The organism is Kitasatospora sp. NPDC003701 (assembly GCF_053587085.1).
Genome location: NZ_JBSFNM010000005.1, coordinates 235,422 through 258,613, shown reverse-complemented (window position 1 = coordinate 258,613; position 23,192 = coordinate 235,422). Strand labels below are relative to the sequence as shown.

Sequence of the window (23,192 nt, the reverse complement as noted above, 5' to 3'; positions counted from 1 at the left end):
ATCTCAGAAAGGAGGACGACGCGCCATGACGACTTCCATGCCCCCGGCCGCGGATCTGCGCCACATTCCGCTCCGTCCGTTCGGCCGCGTGGTCGAGGCCCCCGGCGGCAATGCCCGGATCGCCGACATTCCGGTGGACACGCTGGCCCGCTGGACCGAGGAATCGCGGGTCCTGGTGCTCCGCGGATTCTCGCTCCTCGGAAAGCAGGAATTCGCCGACTACTGCCGGCAGTGGGGAGAGGTCCTGAAGTGGGAGCCGGGCGAGGTCATCGACCTGGTGGTCGAGGACAATCCCCGGAACTACCTGTTCGCCAGCGGCGACGTGCCGTTCCACTGGGACGGCGCCTTCGTCGAGGCCGATCCGCGGTACTTCTTCTTCCAGTGCCTGGACGCGACTCCGGGAGCCGGCGGGGAGACCGTCTTCTCCGACACCACCGCCGTCTACCGGGACGCCGACCCCGAACTGCGCGACCTCTGGGCGGGGATCAGCGTCACCTACACCACCGAGAAGATGGTGCACTACGGCGGCGAGGTCACCGAGAAGCTGGTGGCCCAGCACCCCGGCACCGGTGTGCCGGTGCTGCGCTTCGCCGAGCCGCTGGACCCGGCGGTCTACAAGAACCCGGTGTCCGTGCAGGTCGAGGGCGTCGACGGCGGGCAGGCCGAGGAGTTCATCGCCTCGATGGCGGAACGGCTGCACCGCCCCGCCTACTGCTACGCCCACGACTGGCGCCGCGGCGACATCGTGATCGCCGACAACATCGCGCTGGTGCACGGGCGCAACGCCTTCAACGGGCCGACCTCCCGCCATCTGCAGCGGGTCGAGGTCATCTGACCCGTCCCGGTCGGCTTCCGACACGCCCGACCACTCCCGTCATCACCCGTCAACGCCCGGAGGCCACCATGTCCGGCACAGGTGGAGCGAGAACATGAGTATTGGCATTGTGGGAACCGGGATCTCCGGTCTTCATCTGGCGCTGCGGCTGCGGCAGTTCGGCATCGACGCCACCCTGTACACGGCTCAGGGGCCCGACGGCATCCGCAGCGGGCCGCCGTTGAACTTTGTCACTCGATTCGACTCCACCCGGGAACGGGAATCCGCGCTCGGCGTCACCGAATGGTCCTCGGCGGCGTACGACAACGCGTGGATGCACCTGAACGTGGAAGGCCCGGACGGGTTCTCCTTCCGCGGCCGGCTCCCGAAGCCGGCCAGCTCGGTCGACTTCCGGATGTATCTCGCCACGCTGCTGGAGGAGTACGGGCGGCGTGGCGGGAATCCGGTCCGGCTGCGGGTGGCCGACCGGGCCGGGCTGGAGCGGCTGGCCGAACGGCACGACCTGGTGGTCGTGGCGGCCGGGCGGGGCGCGCTCACCGACGTCTTCCCGCGGGACCCGGCCCGCTCGCCCTACCTCTCGGCGCCGCGCCGCCTCGCCGGCGGCCTGTTCCACGGGGTCCGGCCGCCGGAGCCGGCCGGGATGACGATGCACATGGTCCCCGGGGCCGGGGAGATCCACGCCCCGACCTACCACTCCTTCGCCGGGCAGGTGACCGCCGTGCTCGTCGAGGCCGTGCCGGACGGCCCGTTCGAGGCGCTGACCGGGCGGGATCACCGCGATGACCCGGACGGGTTCGCCAAGGAGGTCCTCGCCCTGGTCACCGCCCACGCGCCCGCCCTGCGGGAGCGCGTGGACGAGCCGGACTTCGCGCTCGCCCGGCCGGTGGACCTGCTCCAGGGCGCCGTCGTCCCGGTGGTCCGCCGGGGCTGGGCCGCACTCACCGGCGACCGGTACGCGCTGGCCGTCGGCGACGCCTGGATCGCCAACGACCCGCTCACCGCCCAGGGCGCCAACCTCGGCTCCGAGCTGGCCTTCCTCCTCGCCGACGTGCTGCGCGAGCACACCGGGCCCTACGACGAGGCGTTCTGCCGCGCCGTCTCCGACCGGATGTGGCAGTGCGCCCAGCCCGTCGTCGACTGGACCAACCTGTTCATCGGCCCGCCCCCGGCGCACATGGGCACCCTGCTCGCCGCCGCCGCGGGCGACCAGCGGGTGGCCGACGCCTTCGTCGCCCACCTCGACCGGCCGGCCGCCATGTGGCACGGCCTCGCCAGCCCCGAAAGCACCGACGAGTTCATCGCCCGGGCACAGTCCGTGAGGAGCGCAGCATGAGTGTCGAGGTCGGCCTGGTCTGGGACGCGGTCGGACGGATCGAGGCCGGGCGGGGGTTGCTGGAAGTCGCCCGCCAGGCCGGGCTGGACACCTTCCTGGTCTTCGACCACCTGATGAACGTCTTCCCCCGGCAGGCCTGGGACACCGACTTCAGCCACGTCGCGGCGGACCTCCCGACCCCGGACCGCTGTCTGGACTTCGCCACCGTGCTCGGCAACTTCGCCCCGCAGGCCGGCCCGGTCCGGCTGGCCATCGGGGTCACCGACCCGAACCGGCGCCACCCCGCGGTGCTCGCGCAGACCGCGCTGACCCTCGCCCAACTCACCGACCGGGCACCGGTCCTCGGCATCGGCGCGGGGGCGCTGGAGAACCTCGTGCCGTACGGCGTGCCGCACGACCACCAGGTGGACCGGGTGGAGGAGGCGCTGCGCGTCCTGCGCCTGCTGCTCTCCGGCGAGGGCCCGCACGACTTCCGCGGCACCTACTTCACCCTCGACCGGGCGCTCATCACCCCCGCTCCCGAGGGCCGCACCCCCCGGATCTGGCTCGGCGCCAACCGCCCGCGGATGCTCACCCTGGCCGGCCGCTACGCCGACGGCTGGCTCCCCTCCGAACTGATGGCCCCCGACGAGTACGCCCGGCGGCTCGACGTGGTGCGGGCCGCCGCCGTCGACGCCGACCGCGACCCCGACAGCATCGTCGCCGCGGGCGGTGTCCCGATCGTGGTGGCGGAGACCGACGCCGCCGCGCAGGAGCTGCTGCGGGCCACCCCGATCCGCTACCTCGCGCTGCACGCGGGCGCCCGGGCCTGGCGGCGGCACGGCGCCGCCCACCCCTTCGGGGAGGACTACCGCGGCCTGGTCGAACTGCTGCCGCACCTGCTCACCCGCGCCGAGGTCGAGCGGGCGCTCGCGGTGGTGCCCGACGAGGTGGTCGCCGACCAGGTCCTCGCGGGCAGCCGGGAGACGGTGCTCAAGCGGATCGGCGAACTCGTCGACGCCGGTATGCGCCACCCCATGCTGATCCCCGCCTCGGCGCTCGCCTCGCCGGAGGCCGCCGGCTACACGATCGAATCGATCGGCTGGCTCGCCGCCCGGCTGCGCTCCGACGCCGGCCCGGGCGCCGACTCCGGGGCGGTGTCCGCATGACCGGCGTGGGCATCATCGGATCCGGCATCTCCGGGCTGCAACTGGCGCTGCGCCTGCAGCAGTCGGGCGTCCCGGTGACGGTGTACTCGGAGCACGGCATCGACGGCCTCAAGGGCGGCCGGCCGCGCAACTTCCCCGCCCGGTTCGGACAGACCCAGCAGCGGGAGCGCGAACTCGGCGTCCACGACTGGGAGTTCGCCGACGCACAGGTGCGGCACTGGGCGGTCACCATGCACACCGGCGCGCCGCGGCCGCTGGAGTTCCTCGCCGCCCTGCGGCCGCCGTCCAGCGTGGTCGACTTCCGGATCTACCTGCCGCGGCTGCTCAGCGCCTTCGTCGACCGCGGCGGTGAGCTGGAGACCGGCGACCACCCGGTCGAGGAACTCGCCCGGCGCCACGACCTGCTGGTCGTCGCCAACGGCAACCGGTCGGTGCGGCGGCTGTTCCCGGCCGACGCCGACCGCTCGCCGTACACCACGCCGCAGCGCGTCCTGTGCGCCGGGATCTACTTCGGGATCGACGAGGAGGTGCCGCACTCGCTCGACATCCACTTCCTGCCCGGCGCCGGCGAGATCCTGCGCCTGCCGTTCTACTCGCCGGCCGGCCGGGCCGACGTGCTCGCCTTCGAGGCCGTCCCGGGCGGCCCGCTGGAGTCCGCCTGCCACCTCGACGCCGACGCCGACCCGGCGGCGTTCCACCGGCACGTGCTCGACCTGGTGGCCGCCCACGCCCCGGGCCTGCGCGAGCGGATCGACACCGCCGGCTTCGCGCTCACCGCGCCCGGCGAGCTCACCCAGGGCGCCATCACCCCGGTGGTCCGCCGGGGCTGGGCCCGGCTCGACGACGGCACCTGCGCGCTGGCCGTCGGCGACGCCTGGATCACCAACGACCCGCTCACCGCCCAGGGCGCCAACCTCGGCTCGGCCACCGCCTTCACCCTGGCCGAGCTGATCACGCGGCACCGGGGGCGCTACGACGAGGAGTTCTGCCGCGACGCGTCCGCGCGCCTGTGGGAGCACGCGCGCCACGTCGTGGAGTGGAGCAACGCCTTCCTCGCCGAGCCCGCGCCGCACGTCGCCGCGGTGTTCGAGCGGGCGGCGACCGACAAGCGGGTGGCCGACGCGTTCGTCGGCCGGTTCGACGACCCGGTCTCGATGTGGCGGGCGCTGTCCACCCCGGAGGGCGTGGACGCCTTCCTCGCCGACTGCGAGCGGACCGCGCCGGCCGCCCCCTGAGCGGAGCCACCACCCACCGAAGGAGTGCAATGACCTTTCCCGACACGGCCCGGGACGAGAAGGGCCGGCTGATCCCCGAGTCCGAGCAGACCGCGGTGTGGCTGCTCGGCGGCCTGGCCCAGATACGCGTGCCCGGCGAGGCGACCGGCAACGCCTTCACCGTCGTGCAGCACACCGGCAACCGCGGCTACACCACGCCGCTGCACATCCACGACTACGAGGACGAGGTCTTCATGGTCCTGGACGGCACGCTGCGCATGATCTGCGACGGGCAGGAGTTCGTCGCCGAGGCCGGCAGCACGATGATCGTGCCGCGGACCGTTCCGCACGGCTTCGTGACGACCTCGCCGAACGCCCGCTTCCTCACCATCCACTCCACGCCCCAGCCGGACCGCAGGCCGCAGTTCGACCTGTTCCTGAAGGCGGAGATCCCGCACGCCAGGGCCCTCACGCTGCCCACCGAGGACGTGGGCGGCCCCGACCTCGACCACATCATCGCGCTGGGCACCACGTACGCGTACCGCTTCGCGGGCCCGCCGCCGACCCTCTGACGGCCGCTCCGGCCTCCTCGGCCGGCCGGCCAACGCTCCCGTTCCGACAGAAGAGACACCATGTCGTTGAAGCTCCTTTCCCTGATGCTGTGCGTGTTCGGCATCACCACCGGCGAGTTCGTCATCGCCGGCATCCTGCCGGACGTCGCCTCCGACCTCGACGTGTCGATCCCCGCAGCCGGGCTCCTGGTCACCGCGTACGCCATCGGAATGATCATCGGCGGCCCGGTGCTCACCGCGCTGACCGCCCGGTACCCGCGCAAGCCGCTCATCGTCGGCCTGCTCGTCATCGTGATCGTCGGCAACGTCGCCTCGGCGCTGGCGCCCGCGTACGCCGTGCTGTTCGTCGCGCGCGTCGTCACCGCGCTGGTGACCGCCACGTTCTTCGCCAACGCGATCGTGATCGCCGCGTCCACGGCCCCGGAGGGCAAGCAGGCCTCGACCGTGTCCAAGCTGGTCTTCGGGATGAACCTCTCGATGATGCTCGGCGCGCCCATCGGCACCTTCATCGGCGACCACTTCGGCTGGCGCGCGACCTTCGCCGTCATCGCCGGGGTCTGCCTGCTCGGCCTGGTCCTGGTGCTGCCGCTGGTGCCGGACGTCGCGGCCTCCACCACCAGCGCGGTGGCGGAGCTGCGGGTGTTCCGCAACCGCAACGTCCAGCTGGCGATCGGCATCACCGCCGTCGCCAACATGGGTCTGCTCATGGTGTTCACCTACTTCTCGCCGCTGCTCACCGACCTCACCGGCTTCGCCGACGGGGCCGTCCCGCTGCTGCTGCTGGCGTACGGGGTGGGCGCGGCGGCCGGCAACTTCGTCGGCGGCTGGCTCTCCGACCGCTCCCTGATGGCCTCGCAGGTCGGCCTGCTGGGCCTGCTCACCGCGGGCCTGCTGGTGATGTGGGCGGTCAGCGGCGGCACCGTGGCCACCGCGGTGATGGTGTTCGTGATCGGCGCGCTGGGCTTCTCCGTCATCCCCGGCATGCAGACCCGGGTGCTGACCACCGCGAGTTCGGCGCCGACCCTGGCGATCGCGGTGAACGCCTCCGGCTACCAGCTCGCCGCCGCGCTGGCCGGCTGGCTGGGCGGCCGGGTCATCGACGGCCCGGGCCTGCGCGCCGTCTACCTCACCGCCGCCGCGGTCACCGTCCTGGGCATCCTGCTCAGCTCCTACGCCTGGCACCGGGACCGCACCAGCGGCAGCGGGGCGGCCGGTACCGGGGCGAAGGAGCGGACGGCCGAGACCTCGCCGGCCTGACGATCCGCCCGGCGGGGCCCGCGCCCGGTGCGCCGGCCGGCCCCCGCCCGGTCCGCTTGGCCCGGCCCCGTGCGGGGGCCGGGACGCCCGCCGGGGCCACCCGGCCGTCACTCCACGAGGGGCAACCATGGGTCGTGATTCCGTCCTGGTCAGCGGCGACTGGGCCGAGCGCCGTCTCGGCACCGCCGGAGTGGTCTTCGTCGAGATCGGCAACGAGGACACCGAGTACCGCAAGGGCCATCCGCCGGGCGCCGTCTGGATCAACTGGAGCGAGCTCCAGGACGACCTGCGGCTCGGCGTCGTCGGCCCGCCGGCGTTCGAGCGGCTGATGCGGGCCAAGGGCATCGGCGAGGAGGACACCGTCGTGGTGTACTCGGCCAACGCCAACCTGCTGGCCACCCAGCTCTACTGGTACCTCACCCTGCACGGCCACCGGTCCGTGCGGCTGCTCGACGGCGGCCGCCGCAAGTGGGAGCTGGACGGACGCCCGCTCACCACCGCGCTGCCCGACCGGCCGGCGACCGGCTACCTGGTCACGCGGCCGGACCCGTCCGTCCGGGCGACCAGGGACGACGTCCTCGCCGCCCTCGGGCAGCGCAACATCATCGACGTCCGGAGCCCGGAGGAGTACTCCGGGCTGGTCTTCGCACCCGGCTTCGCGGGGGAGGCCTTCACCGCCGGCAACAACCCGCACGAGGTGGCCCAGCGCTCCGGCCACGTCCCGGGCGCGGTCCACCTGCCCTGGGAGGCCGTCGTCGGCACCGACGACACCTTCCGCTCCGACGAGGAGCTCGGCCGGCGGTTCGCCGCCCTGGACCCCGCGCGCGGCACCATCACCTACTGCTGGGTCGGTGCCCGCTCCGCGCACTCCTGGTTCGTCCTGCGCGAGCTGCTGGGCTGGCCGGACGTCCGCAACTACGACGGCTCCTGGGCCGAGTACGGGTCGCTGATCGGCGTGCCGGTCGAACGCGGCACCCCCGGCGACCGGGCCGCGCACCTCCCCACCACCCCACGCTGATCCTCCGAGCCTGAAGGGAGCGGGGCCGCCCGGCCTCGGGCGGCCCCCACCACCTGCCATGAACGAACGCAACACGTTGCAGCCCCCGCTCGGCGCGCCCGCCCGGGACCGGCTGGCGGGCAAGGTCGCCCTGGTGACGGGCGCCAGCTCCGGCATCGGCGAGGCCGCCGCGAAGGCACTGGCCGCGCAGGGCGCGAGCGTGGTGCTGGCGGCCCGGCGCCGGAGCGAACTGGACCGGGTCGCCGGGGAGATCGCCGCCGCCGGCGGCGCCGCGATCGCCGTCACCGCCGACGTCACGGTCGACGAGGACGTCGCGGCCGCCGTCCACGCGGCCGAGCAGCACTACGGCGGCCTGGACATCGCCTTCAACAACGCCGGCACGCTGGGCACCCCGGGCCTGGTCGCCGACCAGAAGCCGGAGGCCTGGGCGGAGGACCTCGGCCGGGTGCTCACCAGCGTCTTCCTGTCGATGCGGCACGAGATCCCGGCCCTGCAGCGGCGCGGCGGCGGAGTGATCGTCAACAACGCCTCGCAGCTGGGCGTGGTCGGGTTCGGCGCCGGGATCAGCGCCTACGTGGCCGGCAAGCACGGCGTGGTCGGCCTCACCAAGGCCGCCGCGCTGGAGTACGCCGGGGAGAACATCCGGGTCAACGCCCTCGCGCTGGCGACCGTGGACACGCCGATGTACCGCTCCTCGGTGGGCGGCAACCAGGAGATGGCCGACATGTTCACCGCGCTGCATCCGCTCGGCCGGATCGCGAGCGCGCAGGAGGCGGCCTCGGCGGTCGTCTACCTGGCCGGCGACGAGGCGGGCTTCTTCACCGGCTCGGTGCTGGTCATGGACGGTGGATGGACGGCCCGGTGATGCCCGCGACCGCCGCGGGGCCGCAGCGCACCGTCCGGAACGTGCCGGAGGTCGTCGGCGGGGACCTCGAGGTGCCGCTGGTGACCGGGTCGTGGGTGCCCTACGCCAACCTCGACTACGCGGCGAGCACCCCGAGCCTGGCGGCCGTGCAGCACGCGGTGGACCGCATGCTGCCCTGGTACAGCAGCGTGCACCGGGGCGCCGGGTTCGCCTCCGCGGTCTCCACCCGCGCCTACGAGAGGGCCCGGGACACGGTGCGCCGCTTCGTCGGCGCGGCCCCGGACGCCGAGGTGGTGTTCACCCGCAACACCACCGACGCGCTCAACCTGCTCGGCCGTGCGCTGCCCGCCGGCACGGCGGTCTTCCGGTTCTCCACCGACCACCACGCCGCCCTGCTGGCCTGGCGCGGCTCCCCGGTGTACCGCCTCGCCCGGCCGGCCACCGCGGCGGACGCGGTGACCGCGCTGGCGAAGGCGCTCGCCGACGCCCCCAGGGGGCCGAAGCTGGTGGTGATCACCGGCGCGTCCAACGTGACCGGGGAGCTGTGGCCGGTCGCCGACCTGGCGGAGGTGGCCGGCAGCCACGGGGCGCGCACCGTGCTGGACGCCGCCCAACTGGCCGGGCACCGCCCGCTGGACCTCGCCGGCTGGGGCGTGGACTGGGCCGCGCTCTCCGGGCACAAGCTGTACGCGCCGTTCGGTGCGGGCGCCCTGGTGGGCTCCGCCGACTGGCTGGACACCGCCGACCCCTACCTGGCCGGCGGCGGGGCGACGGCCAGGGTCGCCGAGGAGGACGGCCGGGAGAGCGTCCACTGGTCGGGGCTGCCGCACCGGCACGAGGGCGGCTCCCCGAACGTGGTGGGCACCCACGCGATGGCGGTCGCCTGCCGGACGCTGACCGCCACCGGCTGGGACGCCGTCGCCCGGCACGAGCAGGCGCTGACGGCCCGGCTCCGCGGCGGACTGGCGGCCGTCCCGGGGGTGCGCCTGCTGGACCTGTGGCCGGACGGGCACCCGCGGCTCGGCGTGGTCTCGTTCAGCGTCGCCCGCTGCGGTGACGCGCCCGCCGACCAGCGGCTGGTCGCCACGGCGCTCTCCGCGGAGTACGGGATCGGCGTCCGGGACGGGGCGTTCTGCGCCCACCAGGCGGTGCACGCCCTGCTGCACGACGCGCCCGGACACCAGGCCGACCGCGCGCTGCGGGCCAGCATCGGCCTCGGCACCACCGACGAGCACGTCGACCGCCTGGTGGCGGCGCTGGGCGAGCTGGTGCGGCGCGGACCGCGCTGGACCTACGAGCACCCGGAGGACGGCTGGCGGCCCGTACCGGACCCCCGGCCGGTGCCGGAATTCCTCCGGTGAGCGGGAATTCCCCGGGGCCGCACTCCGGATGACCGTTTCTCAGTAGGCTCCGGCACCGGAAGGAGAGTGCCCGACATGACCGGACCACGCACGACCGAACACCTGAACAATTCCGCCCGGCCCGCCCGCCGATTCGGCGTCATGCTCTATCCGGACCAGCCTTTCCCGGTGCTGGTGGAACGGCTGCGATGGCTGGAGGAGCTCGGTTTCGACCAGGTCTTCGTGCCCGACCACAGTGCGGACCTGCGCAATCCCGGCGGCCTCTGGTTCGACAGCTGGTCCGTGCTGGCCACGGCGGCGGTGACCACGCGCAGGATCCGGATCGGCACCCTGGTGGCCAACCAGATCCTGCGCCCGCCGGCCCAGCTGGCCAAGCAGGCGATCGCCCTCGACCACCTCTCCGGCGGCCGGTTCGACCTGGGCATCGGCGCCGGGCTGTTCCCCTGGGACCACCACAGCGTGGGGCAGGTCCCGTGGTCGCCCAAGGAGCGGGCCGAGCGGTTCGCGGACTACGTGGCGATCGTCGACGGCGTGCTGCGCGGCGGGGTGTTCGGCCACGAGGGCGGCCGGCTGTGGGTCAAGGACGTGGTGACGGTGCCCGGCTCGCTGCAGTCGCCGCGGCTGCCGCTGATCGTCGGAGGCCAGTCGCCGACGCTGATCCGGGTGGCGGCCGCGTGCGCCGACGCCTGGAACACCCACGGCCCGCCGGGCGCGAGCGCGCAGGAGGTGCTCGACATCACCACCGAGCAGAACCGCCGGCTGGACCGGCTCGCCACCGAGGCCGGCCGCGACCCCGCGGACATCCGGCGCGGCTACACGATCTTCGGGCCCTGGGACCCGAGAGGAGGACGGCACGGCTACGAGGAGATCTTCGAACGCTTCACCGGAGCCGGTGTCGCGGAGTTCGTCCTCGACTGGCCGGGGGAGGCCCATCGGGAGGAATTCGAACGAGTCGCCCGTGAGGTGATTCCGCCGCTGCGCGACAGCTGACGGAAACCGCACACCACGGGGGATTTCACGACGCGATCCTGTCCCACGTGTCGGCCGGGGCGACCCGGCCGATCCGACATTCCGCACGGGGGATCACAGGAATTCGGCAGTTCATCGTATTCGGGCACTTCGCCCAGGATTTCGCGTGAAGAGAAGGTGTGACAGAGATGATCGAAGACGTGGCCGGCAGGGCCACCACGGGGGCTTCGGACAACGGGGGTGTTCCTGGCAGTGGGGTGGCTGCGGACGGCGGCGGGGGCGCTCCTGGCAGCGGGGTGGCTGCGGACGGCGCGGTGGCGGCGGACCCCCTGCGGAGCCGGGGCGGGATCACCGTGACCAAGGCCGACCGCCAGTACGAGGACCTGGTCAGCGGGCTCAACCAGCGCTACGTCGCGGCGCCCGACTCCATCCGGCTGGTGAGCACCACCGAGGAGGTGGTCGCCGTCGTCCAGGAGGCCGTCGACCAGGGCAAGCGGCTCGCCGTGCGCTCCAGCGGGCACTGCTACGAGGACTTCGTCCACAACCCGGACGTCCGGATCATCCTGGACATGTCCGGCATGCACGCGGTGGCCTACGACCCCGGGCTCAACGCGATCGCCGTCGAGTCGGGCGCCACCAACCTGCGCACCTACCAGACGCTCTACCCGGAGTGGGGCGTCGTCGTCCCCGCCGGGTTCTGCTACTCCGTCGCCATGGGCGGCCACGTCAGCGGCGGCGCCTGGGGACCGCTCTGCCGACTGCACGGCCTGGTCGTCGACCACCTGTACGCGGTCGAGGTGGTCGTGGTCGACGAGGCCGGCCGGGCCCGCGCGGTGATCGGCACCCGCGACGAGGAGGACCCGAACCACGACCTCTGGTGGGCCCACACCGGCGGTGGCGGCGGCAACTTCGGCGTCGTCACCCGCTACTGGTTCCGCTCACCGGGCGCCACCGGGCGGGACCCGCGCGCACTGCTGCCGAAGCCGCCCGAGGAACTCCTGGTCAGCGCCGTCAGCTGGCCGTGGGACGAACTGAGCCGGGACGAGTTCGTCCGGCTGGCCCGCAACTACGCCGACTGGCACGTGGCCCACCGCGGGCCCGACGACCCGGCCCGGGCGCTGATCAGCCAGCTGGTGCTCAACCACCGCAGCGCCGGCCAGATCGGCATGCTCGTCCTGGTGGACGCCTCGGCGCCGGACGCCGAGCGACTGCTCGCCGACTACCTGGAGCACATCGGCGACGGCATCAGCGTCGAGCGCGGCGCGCTGACCAGGCACATGGGCGAACTGCCCGCGCTGCCCCAGTTCGCCGCCCCGCGCCGGCTGCCCTGGCTCAAGGCGGTCCGGATGCTCGGCACCACCAACGGCGTGCTCAACGACCCGACGCTGCGCGCCGAGTACAAGTCCTCCTTCATGCGCGCCGGCTTCCCCGACGGGCAGCTCGAAGCGCTCCACGAGCACCTCACCCGCGAGGACGTGGCCAACCCGAACATCAGCGTGCAACTGACCTCCTACGGCGGCCGGATCAACGCGGTCGACCCGGCGGCGACCGCGGCGCCGCACCGGGACGCGGCCTTCAAGATGCTCTGGCAGGTGTTCTGGAACGACCCCGCCGACGACGACCTCAACATCGGCTGGGCCCGCGACTGCTACCGGGCGGTCTACGCCGACACCGGCGGTGTGCCGGTGCCGAACGGGATCACCGACGGCTGCTACGTGAACTACCCCGACATCGACCTCGGCGACCCGGACCTCAACACCTCGGGGGTGCCCTGGCACGACCTCTACTACAAGGAGAACTACCCGCGCCTGCAGCGGATCAAGGCGGCGTGGGACCCGCTCGACGTCTTCCGGCACGGCCAGTCCGTCGAGCTGCCCACGGCCTGAACGGTGGCCGGCGGGGCCGCCCGCCCGGCCGCCGCGCGGCGCCCGGTCCCACCCGGGCGCCGCGTGGACCGGCGGTGCTCCGCCGTCGTTCCGCTGCTGCCGGCGCCGTTCCGCCGGTGCCGCGTTCCGGTGCCGTGTGCCGTCGCCGCCGTGTTCCGCCGCCGTGTCCCGCTGCCGTGTCCCCGCGAAGGAGCCCCTCCGATGACCTCCCTGCTCGCGATATCCGCCAGCCCCTCGGCCGGCTCGCGCACCGCCGCGCTGACGGCCCACCTGGTCCAGCTGCTGGCCGGGGCCGGCTTCCGGACCGGGCACGTCCGCGTCCGCGACCTGCCGGCGGCGGAGCTGCTCGCCGGGCGGGCCGAGAGCACGGTGCTGCGCGAGGCCCTGGACGCGGTGGCCGCCGCGGACGGGATCGTGGTGGCGTCACCCGTCTACAACGCGGCCTACAGCGGTCTGCTGAAGACCTTCCTCGACGTGCTGCCCCGCTCCGGGCTGGCGGGCAAGACGGTGCTGCCGGTGATGACCGGCGGGAGCCTCGCCCACGCCCTCGCCCCCGACTACGCACTGCGGCCGGTGCTGACGGCGCTCGGCGCGCGGTACGTCGTCCGCGGCGCGTTCGTCCTCGACGGGGCGATCGAGCCGCGTGACGGCGGTCCGCCGCGGCTGGCGGCGGACGCCGCGCCCAGGCTGGAGCAGGCGGTGGCGGACTTCCTCGCCGCGCTGCCGCCCGACGTGCCCGGTGGGCTGCCCACGGCCGGGCGGTCCGGGCCGGGCGCCCTCGCCCGGAGGTGACGCAGGCGGCCCCCAGGGCTCCGGGGGCCGCCTGCGCCGGTGCGCCGGGGTCGTTCAGGACTCGTGCCGCTCCTCTTCCTCGGCGCTGTGCGGCAGGGTGATCCCGTGCTGCGCGGCGAGCCGCAGCAGTCCGGCGATCCGGCCCTCGTACGCCTGGACGCCGTCGGCGTCCTGCGCGGTCCGGGCTGCCGCGAGTTCCTTGCGGGCGTGGGTGAGCTGCTCACGCAGCTCCTGGTCGAACATCGCTGTCATTGCCGGCCTCCGCACCGGTCGGTGCCACTCCAGGGAATGCTCGGGGCAGTTCAGAATCTACGAAGGTGAAGAAGTCTTCAAGCCCTGCCCGCCGTGGCGCCCGCGTGGCGTTGCCCGCGGCGCGGCGGCGCGGCGGCGCCGGTGTGCGCGGCTGCCCGGTGGTCCGGCCGGTGGTTCGCCCGGTGGCGGTGCGGGGCTTCGGTGCGCCTGTCGGTGCGCCGCCGGGGCGCGCGGCGGGCGTGCGTGCGCCCTTGTTGTGCTAGCACTTCAGCGCTAGCTTGAATTTCATGGGTAAGAAACAGCTGAACGTCCGGGTGGACGCCACCACCGCGGAGATGGCCCGGGAGCGGGCGGAGCAGCAGGGGATCAGCATGAACCAGTACATCGAGCGCCTGGTCCAGCAGGACATGGGCGAGGCCGGGCGGGCGTTCGTGGACGCCGCCGCGCAGTTCATGAAGGAGTACGAGACTGCCTTCCTGGCCGAGTTCGGCGAGCGCGGCGACCTCCAGGACGTGCGCCGTTGAACCTGGAGGTCGACCTCTCGTGGCTGCTCATGACAGCCGAGCAGTACACGCCCGGTGACCCGCAGGTCACCGACTACGGATCGCTGCTCGCGGCGGTCGCCCGCCACCAGGCCGAGATCTTCGACATCGCCGTCTACCCCGAACCGCAGGACCGCGCCGCCGCCCTGATGCACCAGCTCATCCGGGTGCCGGCCCTGGAGAAGACCAACGAACTGTTCGCCACCGCCGTCGCCTACGCCTACCTGGTGGCCAGCGGCTGCACGGTCGCCACCACCGCCCGCGAGGTGCGCAGCCTCGCCCGGGCCATCCGCGAGGGGCGGCTCGGCGTGTCCGGCGTCGCCGAGCGGCTGGCCGCCTGGGTGGTGGACGAGGCCGAGGGCGAGGACGTCAGCGGCGAGGACAACGAGGACAACGAGGAGTAGGGCCGGGGGCCGTCGGGCGGCCCCGCGGCGGACGGGGCCGCCGTCCGGTGGCCGCCGTCGGGCGTCCGCCGCCGGCTGCCCGCCGCTCGTCGCCCGGCGCTCAGGCCCCGGCCGGCTCCGTCGTGGCGGGCTCGGCGATCAGTGCGGTCGCGAACGGCCGGAAGCCCGCCCGGCGGTAGATCCGGGCGACGTCCTCGTCGGCGGCGGACAGGAAGACCGTCCGCACGCCGTTCGCCCGCGCGTGCGCGACCAGCGCCGCCGTCACCGCCAGGCCGAGACCGCGCCGGCGCGCCGACGGCAGGGTGCCGACGCCGGCCACCTCGGTGACGGTGCCCACCGGGTTGTGCTGGCCCGCGCAGAGCGCCGTACCGTCCTGGACGGCCGCGGCGAGCACGGTGCGCCCGGCGGCGATCCGCCCGGCGATCCGCTCGACCGCTCCGTCCGCCGCCAACTGCTCGGCCGTCACGGCCAGTTCGGCCGGGCCGGCGAGACCGAGGCTGGTGCCGGGTTCGCCGAACGCCAGGTGCGGGACGGCCGTCGCGCTCGCGAGGTCCGGATCGCCGGGCGTCAGGACGCGCACCGACACCTCGGCGGGCAGGGCGGGCCCCGAGGGGGTGGCGGGCTCCTCGTCCGGGCCCAGCACCAGCAGCGGGTGCTCGTGCACCGTCAGCCCGGCCTCCTCCACGGCCGCGCGCAGCAGCGGATCGTGCTCGGCCACCCACTCGAAGGCCTGCGGTGCGCCCAGCTCGCGCTGGCGGGCCAGCACCCGCAGGACGTCCTCGGCGGTGACGGCCGGGCCGGTGTGGCCGAGCGCCGGGCGGGCGTAGAAGGGCCAGCCCTCGCCCTCGCGGACGAACAGGCTCAGCGGGCCGAAGTCCTCGACGCGGGCGGAGCTGCGTGGTACGGCGTCGTAGTAGCGCTCGATCTCGTCGAGGAGGGGGCGGTGGGCGGGATCAAGATCGGCAGAAGTCACGCGGTGCATCCAAGCAGGCTGGTCGCGTTCCTGCCAGCGTTTTGCGGTCGGTCGGTGTGCGGACGGTCCCGCGCACGGGGAGCCCGGGCATTTCGGACCGATTGTTGCCGAATGCTTACAGGCCGGGCGATCTTGCGTGCGGGCCCCGTGGCATCCTGGGGCTTTTACAGCTCCGCCGGACGGTACGGCGGACGTCGGCACGGGGAGAGGCGAGGGGGATGACAGGCTCATGAGGCTCTGCTTTCTGGTCGAGGAGCACTACCGGCACGACGGCATGCCGCTCGACGTGGTGCGCCAACTCGCCGCCTGGGGGCACCGGGTGGACGTGCTGCGCCCCGGGAACTCGCTGATGGCGATCTCCGAGGCGGTGCGGGCCGGCAGCCATGACGCCTGGGTGCTCAAGACCGTCTCCGGCGGCCCCGGCCTGACCCTCCTGGAGGCGGCCGCCGCGGTCGGCCTCACCACCGTCAACGACGTCCGTTCCATCCGCGGCGTCCGGGACAAGGCGCTCGCCGCGGTGATCGCGCGCACCCGGGGCCTGCCCGTCCCGGTGACGTACGCCGCCGCCCGCTGGGAGCGGCTCGCCGAGATCCCGGCCTCCGAGTACCCCCTGGTGGTCAAGCCCGCCGACGGCAGCTCCGGGCGGGCCGTGCGGCTCGTCCCCACCCCCGACCACCTCGTCGAGCTCGGCCCCGAACTGGCCGGCGAGGGCCTGCTGATCGCCCAGCCGTACGTACCCAACTCCGGCACCGACCTCAAGGTGTACTGCGTCGACGGCGAGCTCTACGCGACCGAGCGCTGCTCCCCGCTCCACCCCGGCCAGGGCGTGCGCGAGCGGCAGGTGCCGCTCGGCGGCGAGGTCGCGCGGATCGCCGCGCAGGTCGGCGAGGTGTTCGGCCTCGACCTCTACGGCGTCGACGTGCTGCTCGGCCCGGACGGACCGGTGGTCGTCGACATCAACGACTTCCCCAGCTTCCGCAAGGTGCCGGACGCGGTCGCCCGGGTCTCCCGCGCCGTGCTGCGGCTGGCCCGTACCGGCACGGCGGTCTCCGCTCCGGCGCCCGCACTGGCCCAGGAACCGGCCGGTCCGGCGGCGGATCCGGTGCGGCTGCCCGTGCAGGGCGCGGCCGTGGGCGTGGGCGGCGCGGGCCTGATCGACGGCCTGGGGCGCGCCGACCTCGTCAACGGCGGGGTGGGCGGGGCGATATGAGGATCTGCCTGATCGCCTCCGACCCCGGCCACCCGGTGCTCGCCGCCACCGCCGCCGTGCTGGCCCCCGACCACCGGGTCGAGAGCCTCGACCCCGACCGCGGTGACGCCCCGCCCGCCGAACTCCTCGGCCCCGGCCCGCCGGCCGACGTCTACCTGCTCAAGGCCCACACCCCGCGGGGCATCGCGCTCGCCCGTCACCTGGAGGAGCTCGGCGCCCCCGTCGTCAACTCGGCCGCCGCGACCGCGCTCTGCCAGGACCGCAGTGCCATGGCCGACCACGCCCACCGGGCCGGCCTGCCGTTCGCCGCCACCCGCACCGCCGCCACCATCGCCGAACTGCCCGACCCCGAGCACCCGCTGGTGATCAAGAGCCGCCACAACCGCCGCCACGACCTGGTCGCCCGCGTCGACGACGCCGCCGAGCTGCGCGCGCTCGCCGACCAGTGGCCCGACGAACCCGTGGTCGCCCAGCCCTACCTCGCCGGCACCGGCTGGGACCAGAAGATCTGGGTCGTCGCCGGACAGGTGTTCTGCGCCCGCCGGCGCTCCGAACTCGCCGAACCCGCCGCCGAACCGGCCGGCGGCGCGGTGTTCGGCCCCCGCGAGCTGCCCGCCGACCGCGCCGAGCTGGCCCGCCGGGTCGGCGAGGTCTTCGGCCTCGACGTCTACGGCGTCGACCTGCTCGACGGTCCCGCCGAACCGGTCATCGTCGACATCAACGCCTTCCCCGGCATCCGCGGCCAGGCCGGCGCCCCCGAGGCCCTCGCCGCGCTCGCGCTGCGGGCGGCCCGGCAGGGCGCCGGGGCCGGGCAGGCCGGCGGCCACCGGCTCCCGGCCCAGCGGGATGCGGAACGGGACACCGCCGGTCGTTAGGCTTGCCCTTTCCGGCCGGACCGCACGACCGGACGGCGAGAGAAGACGGACGTTGCTGCAGGACATCCAGCCCTACCTGGCCTGCCCGCACTGCGCGCAGGCCCTCACCCCCGACGGGCGCGCCCTGCGCTGCCCCGCCGGGCACAGCTTCGACATCGCCAAGCAGGGCTATGTCAGCCTGCTCGCCGGCGACGCGCACACCGGAACCGGTGACACCGCCGACATGGTCGCCGCCCGCAGCGACTTCCTCGCCGCCGGCCACTACCGCCCGATCGCCGACGCCCTCGCCGACGCCGCCGCGGCCACCGCCCCCGAAGGCCTGGTCGCCGACCTCGGCGCCGGCACCGGCCACTACCTCGCCCACGTCCTGGAGGCCCTGCCCGACCGGCCCGGCGCCGCGCTCGACATCTCCAAGTACGCGCTGCGCCGCGCCGCCAGGGCCCACCCCCGGATCGGCGCCGTGGTGTGCGACGCCTGGCGCCCGCTGCCCCTGCTGGACGGCGCCGCCGGCCTCGTCCTCAACGTCTTCGCGCCGCGCAACGGCCCCGAGATCCGCCGCGTGCTGCGCCCCGGCGGCACCCTGCTGCTGGTCTCGCCGACCCCGCGCCACCTGCGCGAGCTGGTCGGCGCGCTCGGTCTGCTCTCGGTCGACGAGGAGAAGCAGCGCCGGATCGACGAGAAGCTCGGCCCCCATCTGACCCCGGCCGGGCGGCAGGAGGTCGAGTTCGGGCTGCGGCTGTCCGCCGCCGACGTCCGCACGGTCGTCGGCATGGGCCCGAGCGCCTGGCACACCGACCGGGAGCGGCTGGCCGACCGGCTCGCCGCCCTGCCGGACCCGGTCGAGGTCACCGCCTCCGTGACGGTCGCCGCCTACCGGCGCTGAGCGGGGCGTCCCCGGGCGGCCACCGGCGTGGTGGTGCGGGGCCGCCGGGGCGGCGGCGCCTCATTGGGATGAATCTGCCGGGCAGGCACGTTTCTGCCGCCCGAGCGGCGGCTAACGTCCGACGGGTGAACCGCGACGCCACCCGGCCCGCCGTGCCGGCCCACCCCCACCAGCGCACCCCGGACCCGGGCCCGCCGCCCGTGCAGCGACCCACCGTCGAGGAGATCCGGCTCACCTCGTTCAAGTCCTACCGGCGCGCGGTCCTGCCGCTCGCGCCCCTCACCGTGCTCTACGGGCCCGCCGGCGTCGGCAAGTCCAACGCCCTCGACGCCCTCGCCGTGCTCTCCCGGCTCGCCCTCGGCGAGGAGATCACCGACTCCCTGGACGGCCGGCCCGGCCTCGGCGGCCCCCTCGCCACACCCGTCCGCGGCGGCCTCGCCGGCTGCGTCCCGCACGGCCGCGACGCCGTCATCCTCGGCTGCACCGTCCGCTCCGACGAGGGGCCGATCCGGCTGGAGCTCGTCATCCGCACCGACGGCCCGGTCCGGATCGCCCGCGAGCAGCTCACCCTCGACGGCCGGACCCTCGTCGAGACCGGCGAGCAGGACCTCCACCGCAACCGCGTCAACGTCGGCTGGCACAACGACACCCGGCAGGGCGACATCCGCGCCCCCTTCCCGAACACCACCCTGATCACCGCCCAGATCCCCTTGCGCGTCGCCGGGTCCTCGCCCGGGGAACGCACCGTGCTGGCCGCCACCGAACAGGTCCTCACCGCCCTGCGCGAGGTCTTCCCCGTCCACCCCGTGCCCGGGCTGATGCGCGGCTGGGCCCGCCCCGACCCGCAGGCCCGCCTGCTCAGCACCGCCGCCAACATCTCCGCGGTGATCGCCCGGCTCAGCAACGAATGCGCCCGCCGCTACGGGCAACTGCTCCGCGTCGTCCAGTCCGCCGCCCCGCACCCGCTGCTCGGTCTCGACCTCGCCCACCGCGGCGCCGGTGCCGACGAACGGGTCCTCGCCGTCTTCGACGAAGGCGTCCTCGGCCGCACCGGCGCGGACCAGGCCTCCGACGGCATGCTGCGCCACCTCGCGTTCGCCGCCGTCCTGCTCACCGGCGCCGGGGTGCTCGACCTCGACGTGGCCACCGAGGTGCCCTGGGCGCACCGGCAGCTCACCGTGCTCGCCGAGGACCTCGGCGCCGGGCTCGGCACCGAACAGACGGCCACGCTGCTGCGGCTCGCCCGGGAGATGGCCGGGCGCAACCAACTGCGGGTCCTGGCCACCCTCCAGGAGCCGGCCGCGGCCCGGGAGGCGCTCGGCGGGCCCGGCGAGCTGCCGCCGGGGGCCGCCCTCGTCGAGTGCCGGCGCGACCCGGGCTCCGGGCACAGCGTGCTGCGCACCGAGACCGCGCGGGTGCCGGCCCAGGCCGCGCGCGGAGAGGGGGCGGTGGTGGGGCCGGGTGCGGGGGTGTCCGGCGCTCTGCGGCGGGCGGGCACGGCCCTGGATGCGGTAGACCTGGACGGGTGAGCGAACGAGAGACGGAACCCGCGGACCCGACCCTGGAGAGCCTGCGCCGGCGGCTGACGGAGTTCGCCGCGGCGCGCAGCTGGGAGCCCTTCCACACGCCGAAGAACCTGGCCGCGGCGCTGACCGTGGAGGCCGGGGAGCTGCTGGAGATCTTCCAGTGGCTCACCCCCGAGCAGGCCGCCGCGGTGATGTCCGAGCCGGACCTCGCGTACCGGGTGCGGGACGAGGTCGCCGACGTCCTGGCCTACCTGCTGCAGTTCTGCACGGCGGTGGGCGTGGACCCGCTGACCGCCCTGGCCGCCAAGATCGAGCGCAACGAGCTGCGCTTCCCGGCGCCCGGGGCCGGGAAGCGACCGGGGGCGGGGGCCGGGGGCTGATCGCGGGCCGGTTCCGGCGGGGGCCGGGCTTCGGGCGGGCCTCGCGCCGGGGCCTCGGGTGGCACGCCTGAGCCTCGGCCGGGCCGTGCGCCCGGGCCTTGGTCGGGCCGTGCGCCCGGGCCTTGGTCGGGCCGCCGCGCCGGCCGCCGGCGTCAACCGGGGGCCCGCGCCTCACCCCTGTGAGGGACAAAAGTTGTCCACACCCCCGGGGTTGTCCACAGGTTCCGAAGAGGTGGCTGCGCCGATCCCTTCGTCGGCGCACGCTTTCGCCGTGACCAGGTGTCCACTCGTCGCACGACCGGGCGGGCACGGTGAGAACGCGTGGAAGGGGTGGCCGCCGATGGAGGCGCTGCGACTGATCAAGACGGCCCGGCACGCCCTGGCCGAGGCCGGCAACGTGGCCGATGTGCTGGCGGAGGCGCGGCAGGCCGCGCTGCTCACCGAGGCGGTGGGAGCCCGGCTGGCGGAGCTGGACGAAGCCGGGCCGGGCGAGGCCGAGGTGGTCGGCCTCGGCCAGCAGTTGGCCGAGGCCGGTGCCCATGCGGCGGGGTGTCTCGACCGGTCCTCGGGGGACTCGTCCGCCCTGCTGGGGATGGGCATCGGTGGGCGGGCCGGGCGGCTGACCGAGCTCGGCGCCGTCGGCCCCGCCCTGGAGGAGCTCCTCGGTCTGCTCCAGGACGTCGGTGAGACGTTGGTGGTGCTGGCCTGCGGTGCCGAGACCGAGAGCCTCTACTGGACGTGCATCGACGGGGTCGACGCCGGCGCCGAGTGCAAGGACGTGGTGGGTCGGCTGCGGGAGGCCGTCCGATGGGCCGAGGGCGGTGCGGAGACGGCGGGCGGTGCGGTCGATGCACGGCCGCTCCCGGCACCGGCGGCCGAACGGGGATCGCCGTTACTGGTGCTCCGGCTCGGCCCGCCGGGTGACGGCGGGCCGGAGCGGGAGGCCCTGCGGCCGGACTACCGGATGCCGGGCCCGGCCGGTGCGCCGGAGGTGTCCGTGCCGGCGGGGTAGGCGGTCGGGGCGCTGCTCCGCGCACCTGACGACTGCAGGTCGGCGAGGTCCGCGGTCACCGAGGCGAGCAGCTCCTGCATCTGCTCCAACAGACTCTTCGGGGTGGCGGTGCCGGCCACCCCTTCGGCGGCCGGCAGTGCGGAGTTGCCGGGGTACTGCGGCGCGGCAGGTGCCTCGGACCAGGGCTCGGACATGAGGGGACCTCTTCGGATCGGTGGTGCGGCATCAGGCGGTCGGCGGCGGGCCGGCCGGCGGAGCGGGGTTGCCCGGTGCCTCGCCGACGGGTCCGACGCTCCGCCGCAGCAACCAACGAACCCCGCCGTGGACGGGTCACCGGCCACCACCCGATGTGGTCCAACTCCCGCCGGAGGTAAGCCTCCCGGGTGAGCCGGGGTTGCCGTCGGCGAGCCGCCTCGGCTAAGCGCCGGGCGGGGCGGGGGCGCGCAGGTGGGGGGTGTGCAGGCGGGGGCATGCGGGCGCGGTCCACCGGCCGCCCGGCTGCCCGGCGCCGTGCCGAGCCGGCGCCGGGCAGCCGGGGGAGCGGGCCTCGGGGAGGCGGGGAGTGGGAGGGGTGGGGGTGGGCCCCCGAAGCCGGGCAGACGCCAACCCGGGGCAAGCGCCCGGAACAGCCGAAAGCCCCGGCGCCGCCGAAGCGGCGCCGGGGCCCGAGACCTCGAAGGAGGCGATCAGTTGTGCGCGTGCAGCTCGGCGTTCAGACCGCCCCAGGAGCCGGAGCGGGCGATGACCTCGACGGTGCCGCTCTGCGAGTTGCGGCGGAAGAGCAGGTTGTCCTGGCCGGACAGCTCCACCGCCTTCGCCACCTTGCCGTCCGGGGTGGTTACCCGGGTGCCGGCGGTGACGTAGAGGCCGGCCTCGACCACGCAGTCGTTGCCCAGCGAGATGCCGATGCCGGCGTTGGCGCCGAGCAGGCAGCGCTCGCCGACCGCGACGACCTGCTTGCCGCCGCCCGACAGGGTGCCCATGATCGAGGAGCCGCCGCCGATGTCGCTGTGGTCGCCGACCACGACGCCCGCGCTGATCCGGCCCTCGACCATGGAGGTGCCCAGGGTGCCGGCGTTGAAGTTGACGAAGCCCTCGTGCATCACGGTGGTGCCGGCGGCCAGGTGCGCGCCGAGCCGGACGCGGTCCGCGTGCGCGATGCGCACACCGGAGGGGGCCACGTAGTCGGTCATCCGGGGGAACTTGTCGATCCCGTACACGGCGAGCTGGCCGCCCTGGGCGCGGACGGCCAGGCGGGCCTGCTCGACCTTGTCCACCTGCACCGGACCGATGCTGGTCCACGCCACGTTGGCGAGCAGGCCGAACAGGCCGTCCAGGTTCTGGCCGTGCGGCTGCACCAGACGGTGGCTCAGCAGGTGCAGGCGCAGGTAGGCGTCGTGCGCGTCGATCGGCTTCTCGTCGAGCGAGGCGATCGTCGTGCGCACGGCGACCACCTCGACGCCGCGGCGGGCGTCGGCGCGCAGCGCCTCGGCGGCGCCGGCGCCCAGCTCGGCCTCGGCCTGCTCGGCGGTCAGGCGGACGGTGCCGGCCGGGCCGGGCTCGGCGGCCAGCGCGGGGGCGGGGTACCAGGTGTCGAGGACGGTGCCGTCGGCGGCGATGGTGGCCAGACCGGCAGCAACGGCGCCGCTTGCGAGGGAGGTGGATTCTGCAGTCACATCGTGCACGTTAACGAATACGGGCCGCCGGTGCCGAACACGCTCACCGTGCGGACGGGGCGGCGGGCCGCCCCGGGGCGCGACGGGGCCGGGGCCGGAGCCGGTGGCGGCGGGGGCCGCGGCAGGTCACCGCAGGGGTGCGCCCGGGGGCCGTGCCACGGCGCAGCGCGCAAAACCCGGTGCTCGGCGGGCGGGCGCTGGGCAATACT

At 74.7% G+C, this 23,192-nt stretch carries 24 protein-coding genes; 20 read left to right on the top strand and 4 right to left on the bottom strand.

What is annotated here, in order from left to right:
- Nucleotides 1–25: 25 nt before the first annotated feature.
- The 12 genes from ACWDRR_RS07545 to ssuE all read left to right on the top strand — a co-directional run bounded on the left by ACWDRR_RS07545 (nucleotide 26) and on the right by ssuE (nucleotide 13,250).
- Nucleotides 26–835, top strand: a complete 810-nt coding sequence (locus tag ACWDRR_RS07545; protein ID WP_449771231.1) for a TauD/TfdA family dioxygenase — start codon at nucleotides 26–28, stop codon at nucleotides 833–835.
- A 94-nt stretch (nucleotides 836–929) separates the two neighbouring features.
- Nucleotides 930–2,168: a styrene monooxygenase/indole monooxygenase family protein gene (locus ACWDRR_RS07540; RefSeq protein ID WP_449771230.1), complete on the top strand. Its 1,239-nt coding sequence runs from the start codon at nucleotides 930–932 to the stop codon at nucleotides 2,166–2,168.
- Nucleotides 2,165–3,316, top strand: coding sequence for an LLM class flavin-dependent oxidoreductase (locus tag ACWDRR_RS07535; RefSeq protein ID WP_449771229.1), 1,152 nt, complete (start codon nucleotides 2,165–2,167; stop codon nucleotides 3,314–3,316). The genes ACWDRR_RS07540 and ACWDRR_RS07535 overlap by 4 nt, the downstream gene beginning before the upstream one ends.
- A complete protein-coding gene (locus ACWDRR_RS07530) occupies nucleotides 3,313–4,551 on the top strand; it encodes a styrene monooxygenase/indole monooxygenase family protein (protein ID WP_449771228.1) in 1,239 nt (412 codons plus the stop codon). The genes ACWDRR_RS07535 and ACWDRR_RS07530 overlap by 4 nt, the downstream gene beginning before the upstream one ends.
- Before the next feature lie 29 nt (nucleotides 4,552–4,580).
- Nucleotides 4,581–5,102 carry a cupin domain-containing protein gene (locus tag ACWDRR_RS07525; RefSeq protein ID WP_449771227.1) on the top strand — a complete coding sequence of 174 codons (522 nt, stop codon included), beginning with the start codon at nucleotides 4,581–4,583 and terminating at the stop codon, nucleotides 5,100–5,102.
- Nucleotides 5,103–5,162: 60 nt separating this feature from the next.
- On the top strand, nucleotides 5,163–6,359 hold the full coding sequence (locus ACWDRR_RS07520; RefSeq protein WP_449771226.1) for an MFS transporter: 1,197 nt from the start codon (nucleotides 5,163–5,165) through the stop codon (nucleotides 6,357–6,359).
- A 127-nt stretch (nucleotides 6,360–6,486) separates the two neighbouring features.
- A complete protein-coding gene (locus ACWDRR_RS07515) occupies nucleotides 6,487–7,377 on the top strand; it encodes a sulfurtransferase (protein ID WP_449771225.1) in 891 nt (296 codons plus the stop codon).
- 58 nt (nucleotides 7,378–7,435) lie between these two features.
- Nucleotides 7,436–8,242: an SDR family NAD(P)-dependent oxidoreductase gene (locus ACWDRR_RS07510; protein ID WP_449771224.1), complete on the top strand. Its 807-nt coding sequence runs from the start codon at nucleotides 7,436–7,438 to the stop codon at nucleotides 8,240–8,242.
- The gene (locus tag ACWDRR_RS07505) at nucleotides 8,242–9,603 is read left to right on the top strand and encodes an aminotransferase class V-fold PLP-dependent enzyme (RefSeq protein WP_449771223.1); all 1,362 of its coding nucleotides are present in this window, start codon (nucleotides 8,242–8,244) and stop codon (nucleotides 9,601–9,603) included. The genes ACWDRR_RS07510 and ACWDRR_RS07505 overlap by 1 nt, the downstream gene beginning before the upstream one ends.
- A gap of 75 nt (nucleotides 9,604–9,678) precedes the next feature.
- Nucleotides 9,679–10,593, top strand: coding sequence for an LLM class flavin-dependent oxidoreductase (locus ACWDRR_RS07500; protein ID WP_449771222.1), 915 nt, complete (start codon nucleotides 9,679–9,681; stop codon nucleotides 10,591–10,593).
- A 167-nt stretch (nucleotides 10,594–10,760) separates the two neighbouring features.
- On the top strand, nucleotides 10,761–12,458 hold the full coding sequence (locus ACWDRR_RS07495; protein WP_449771221.1) for an FAD-binding oxidoreductase: 1,698 nt from the start codon (nucleotides 10,761–10,763) through the stop codon (nucleotides 12,456–12,458).
- 201 nt (nucleotides 12,459–12,659) lie between these two features.
- Nucleotides 12,660–13,250, top strand: a complete 591-nt coding sequence (ssuE, locus tag ACWDRR_RS07490) for an NADPH-dependent FMN reductase (RefSeq protein ID WP_449771220.1) — start codon at nucleotides 12,660–12,662, stop codon at nucleotides 13,248–13,250.
- A 54-nt stretch (nucleotides 13,251–13,304) separates the two neighbouring features.
- Here ssuE and ACWDRR_RS07485 read toward each other — a convergent pair whose 3' ends face one another.
- Nucleotides 13,305–13,502, bottom strand: a complete 198-nt coding sequence (locus tag ACWDRR_RS07485; protein ID WP_449771219.1) for a hypothetical protein — start codon at nucleotides 13,500–13,502, stop codon at nucleotides 13,305–13,307.
- A gap of 287 nt (nucleotides 13,503–13,789) precedes the next feature.
- On the opposite strand from ACWDRR_RS07485, the gene ACWDRR_RS07480 reads away from it, so the two are divergent.
- A complete protein-coding gene (locus ACWDRR_RS07480; protein ID WP_360641271.1) occupies nucleotides 13,790–14,026 on the top strand; it encodes a toxin-antitoxin system HicB family antitoxin in 237 nt (78 codons plus the stop codon).
- Complete coding sequence (locus ACWDRR_RS07475; protein WP_449771218.1) at nucleotides 14,023–14,448, top strand: fic family toxin-antitoxin system, toxin component; 426 nt, start codon at nucleotides 14,023–14,025, stop codon at nucleotides 14,446–14,448. The genes ACWDRR_RS07480 and ACWDRR_RS07475 overlap by 4 nt, the downstream gene beginning before the upstream one ends.
- A gap of 100 nt (nucleotides 14,449–14,548) precedes the next feature.
- Here the strand turns inward: ACWDRR_RS07475 and ACWDRR_RS07470 are convergent, their stop codons facing one another.
- The gene (locus tag ACWDRR_RS07470; protein ID WP_449771217.1) at nucleotides 14,549–15,430 is read right to left on the bottom strand and encodes a GNAT family N-acetyltransferase; all 882 of its coding nucleotides are present in this window, start codon (nucleotides 15,428–15,430) and stop codon (nucleotides 14,549–14,551) included.
- A 220-nt stretch (nucleotides 15,431–15,650) separates the two neighbouring features.
- Between ACWDRR_RS07470 and ACWDRR_RS07465 the strand changes: the two genes are divergently transcribed.
- The 6 genes from ACWDRR_RS07465 to ACWDRR_RS07440 all read left to right on the top strand — a co-directional run bounded on the left by ACWDRR_RS07465 (nucleotide 15,651) and on the right by ACWDRR_RS07440 (nucleotide 21,307).
- Complete coding sequence (locus tag ACWDRR_RS07465; RefSeq protein WP_449771216.1) at nucleotides 15,651–16,631, top strand: ATP-grasp domain-containing protein; 981 nt, start codon at nucleotides 15,651–15,653, stop codon at nucleotides 16,629–16,631.
- A complete protein-coding gene (locus ACWDRR_RS07460; RefSeq protein ID WP_449771215.1) occupies nucleotides 16,628–17,506 on the top strand; it encodes an ATP-grasp domain-containing protein in 879 nt (292 codons plus the stop codon). Before ACWDRR_RS07465 ends, ACWDRR_RS07460 begins: the two co-directional genes overlap by 4 nt.
- Nucleotides 17,507–17,558: 52 nt before the next feature.
- Nucleotides 17,559–18,389, top strand: coding sequence for a putative RNA methyltransferase (locus tag ACWDRR_RS07455; RefSeq protein ID WP_449771214.1), 831 nt, complete (start codon nucleotides 17,559–17,561; stop codon nucleotides 18,387–18,389).
- A 125-nt stretch (nucleotides 18,390–18,514) separates the two neighbouring features.
- A complete protein-coding gene (locus ACWDRR_RS07450) occupies nucleotides 18,515–19,918 on the top strand; it encodes an AAA family ATPase (RefSeq protein ID WP_449771213.1) in 1,404 nt (467 codons plus the stop codon).
- Complete coding sequence (locus ACWDRR_RS07445) at nucleotides 19,915–20,295, top strand: nucleotide pyrophosphohydrolase (protein WP_449771212.1); 381 nt, start codon at nucleotides 19,915–19,917, stop codon at nucleotides 20,293–20,295. The genes ACWDRR_RS07450 and ACWDRR_RS07445 overlap by 4 nt, the downstream gene beginning before the upstream one ends.
- A 340-nt stretch (nucleotides 20,296–20,635) precedes the next feature.
- On the top strand, nucleotides 20,636–21,307 hold the full coding sequence (locus ACWDRR_RS07440) for a DUF6099 family protein (RefSeq protein ID WP_449771211.1): 672 nt from the start codon (nucleotides 20,636–20,638) through the stop codon (nucleotides 21,305–21,307).
- Here the strand turns inward: ACWDRR_RS07440 and ACWDRR_RS07435 are convergent.
- Both ACWDRR_RS07435 and dapD read right to left on the bottom strand, forming a co-directional pair.
- On the bottom strand, nucleotides 21,253–21,501 hold the full coding sequence (locus ACWDRR_RS07435; RefSeq protein WP_449771210.1) for a hypothetical protein: 249 nt from the start codon (nucleotides 21,499–21,501) through the stop codon (nucleotides 21,253–21,255). The genes ACWDRR_RS07440 and ACWDRR_RS07435 overlap by 55 nt on opposite strands.
- Nucleotides 21,502–21,993: 492 nt before the next feature.
- Nucleotides 21,994–22,983 (bottom strand): 2,3,4,5-tetrahydropyridine-2,6-dicarboxylate N-succinyltransferase, encoded by a 990-nt coding sequence (dapD, locus tag ACWDRR_RS07430; protein ID WP_449771209.1) that lies wholly within the window; start codon nucleotides 22,981–22,983, stop codon nucleotides 21,994–21,996.
- Nucleotides 22,984–23,192 lie beyond the last annotated feature (209 nt).

Coding starts and splice junctions, on each gene's coding strand:
- ACWDRR_RS07480 (WP_360641271.1), top strand. CDS start 13,790: ATGGGTAAGAAACAGCTGAACGTCCGGGTGGACGCCACCACCGCGGAG.
- ACWDRR_RS07515 (WP_449771225.1), top strand. CDS start 6,487: ATGGGTCGTGATTCCGTCCTGGTCAGCGGCGACTGGGCCGAGCGCCGT.
- ACWDRR_RS07435 (WP_449771210.1), bottom strand. CDS start 21,501: ATGTCCGAGCCCTGGTCCGAGGCACCTGCCGCGCCGCAGTACCCCGGC.
- ACWDRR_RS07470 (WP_449771217.1), bottom strand. CDS start 15,430: ATGCACCGCGTGACTTCTGCCGATCTTGATCCCGCCCACCGCCCCCTC.
- ACWDRR_RS07485 (WP_449771219.1), bottom strand. CDS start 13,502: ATGACAGCGATGTTCGACCAGGAGCTGCGTGAGCAGCTCACCCACGCC.
- ACWDRR_RS07525 (WP_449771227.1), top strand. CDS start 4,581: ATGACCTTTCCCGACACGGCCCGGGACGAGAAGGGCCGGCTGATCCCC.
- ACWDRR_RS07545 (WP_449771231.1), top strand. CDS start 26: ATGACGACTTCCATGCCCCCGGCCGCGGATCTGCGCCACATTCCGCTC.
- ssuE (WP_449771220.1), top strand. CDS start 12,660: ATGACCTCCCTGCTCGCGATATCCGCCAGCCCCTCGGCCGGCTCGCGC.
- ACWDRR_RS07500 (WP_449771222.1), top strand. CDS start 9,679: ATGACCGGACCACGCACGACCGAACACCTGAACAATTCCGCCCGGCCC.
- ACWDRR_RS07440 (WP_449771211.1), top strand. CDS start 20,636: ATGGAGGCGCTGCGACTGATCAAGACGGCCCGGCACGCCCTGGCCGAG.
- ACWDRR_RS07535 (WP_449771229.1), top strand. CDS start 2,165: ATGAGTGTCGAGGTCGGCCTGGTCTGGGACGCGGTCGGACGGATCGAG.
- ACWDRR_RS07465 (WP_449771216.1), top strand. CDS start 15,651: ATGAGGCTCTGCTTTCTGGTCGAGGAGCACTACCGGCACGACGGCATG.
- ACWDRR_RS07540 (WP_449771230.1), top strand. CDS start 930: ATGAGTATTGGCATTGTGGGAACCGGGATCTCCGGTCTTCATCTGGCG.
- ACWDRR_RS07520 (WP_449771226.1), top strand. CDS start 5,163: ATGTCGTTGAAGCTCCTTTCCCTGATGCTGTGCGTGTTCGGCATCACC.
- ACWDRR_RS07530 (WP_449771228.1), top strand. CDS start 3,313: ATGACCGGCGTGGGCATCATCGGATCCGGCATCTCCGGGCTGCAACTG.
- ACWDRR_RS07510 (WP_449771224.1), top strand. CDS start 7,436: ATGAACGAACGCAACACGTTGCAGCCCCCGCTCGGCGCGCCCGCCCGG.
- ACWDRR_RS07495 (WP_449771221.1), top strand. CDS start 10,761: ATGATCGAAGACGTGGCCGGCAGGGCCACCACGGGGGCTTCGGACAAC.
- ACWDRR_RS07460 (WP_449771215.1), top strand. CDS start 16,628: ATGAGGATCTGCCTGATCGCCTCCGACCCCGGCCACCCGGTGCTCGCC.
- ACWDRR_RS07505 (WP_449771223.1), top strand. CDS start 8,242: ATGCCCGCGACCGCCGCGGGGCCGCAGCGCACCGTCCGGAACGTGCCG.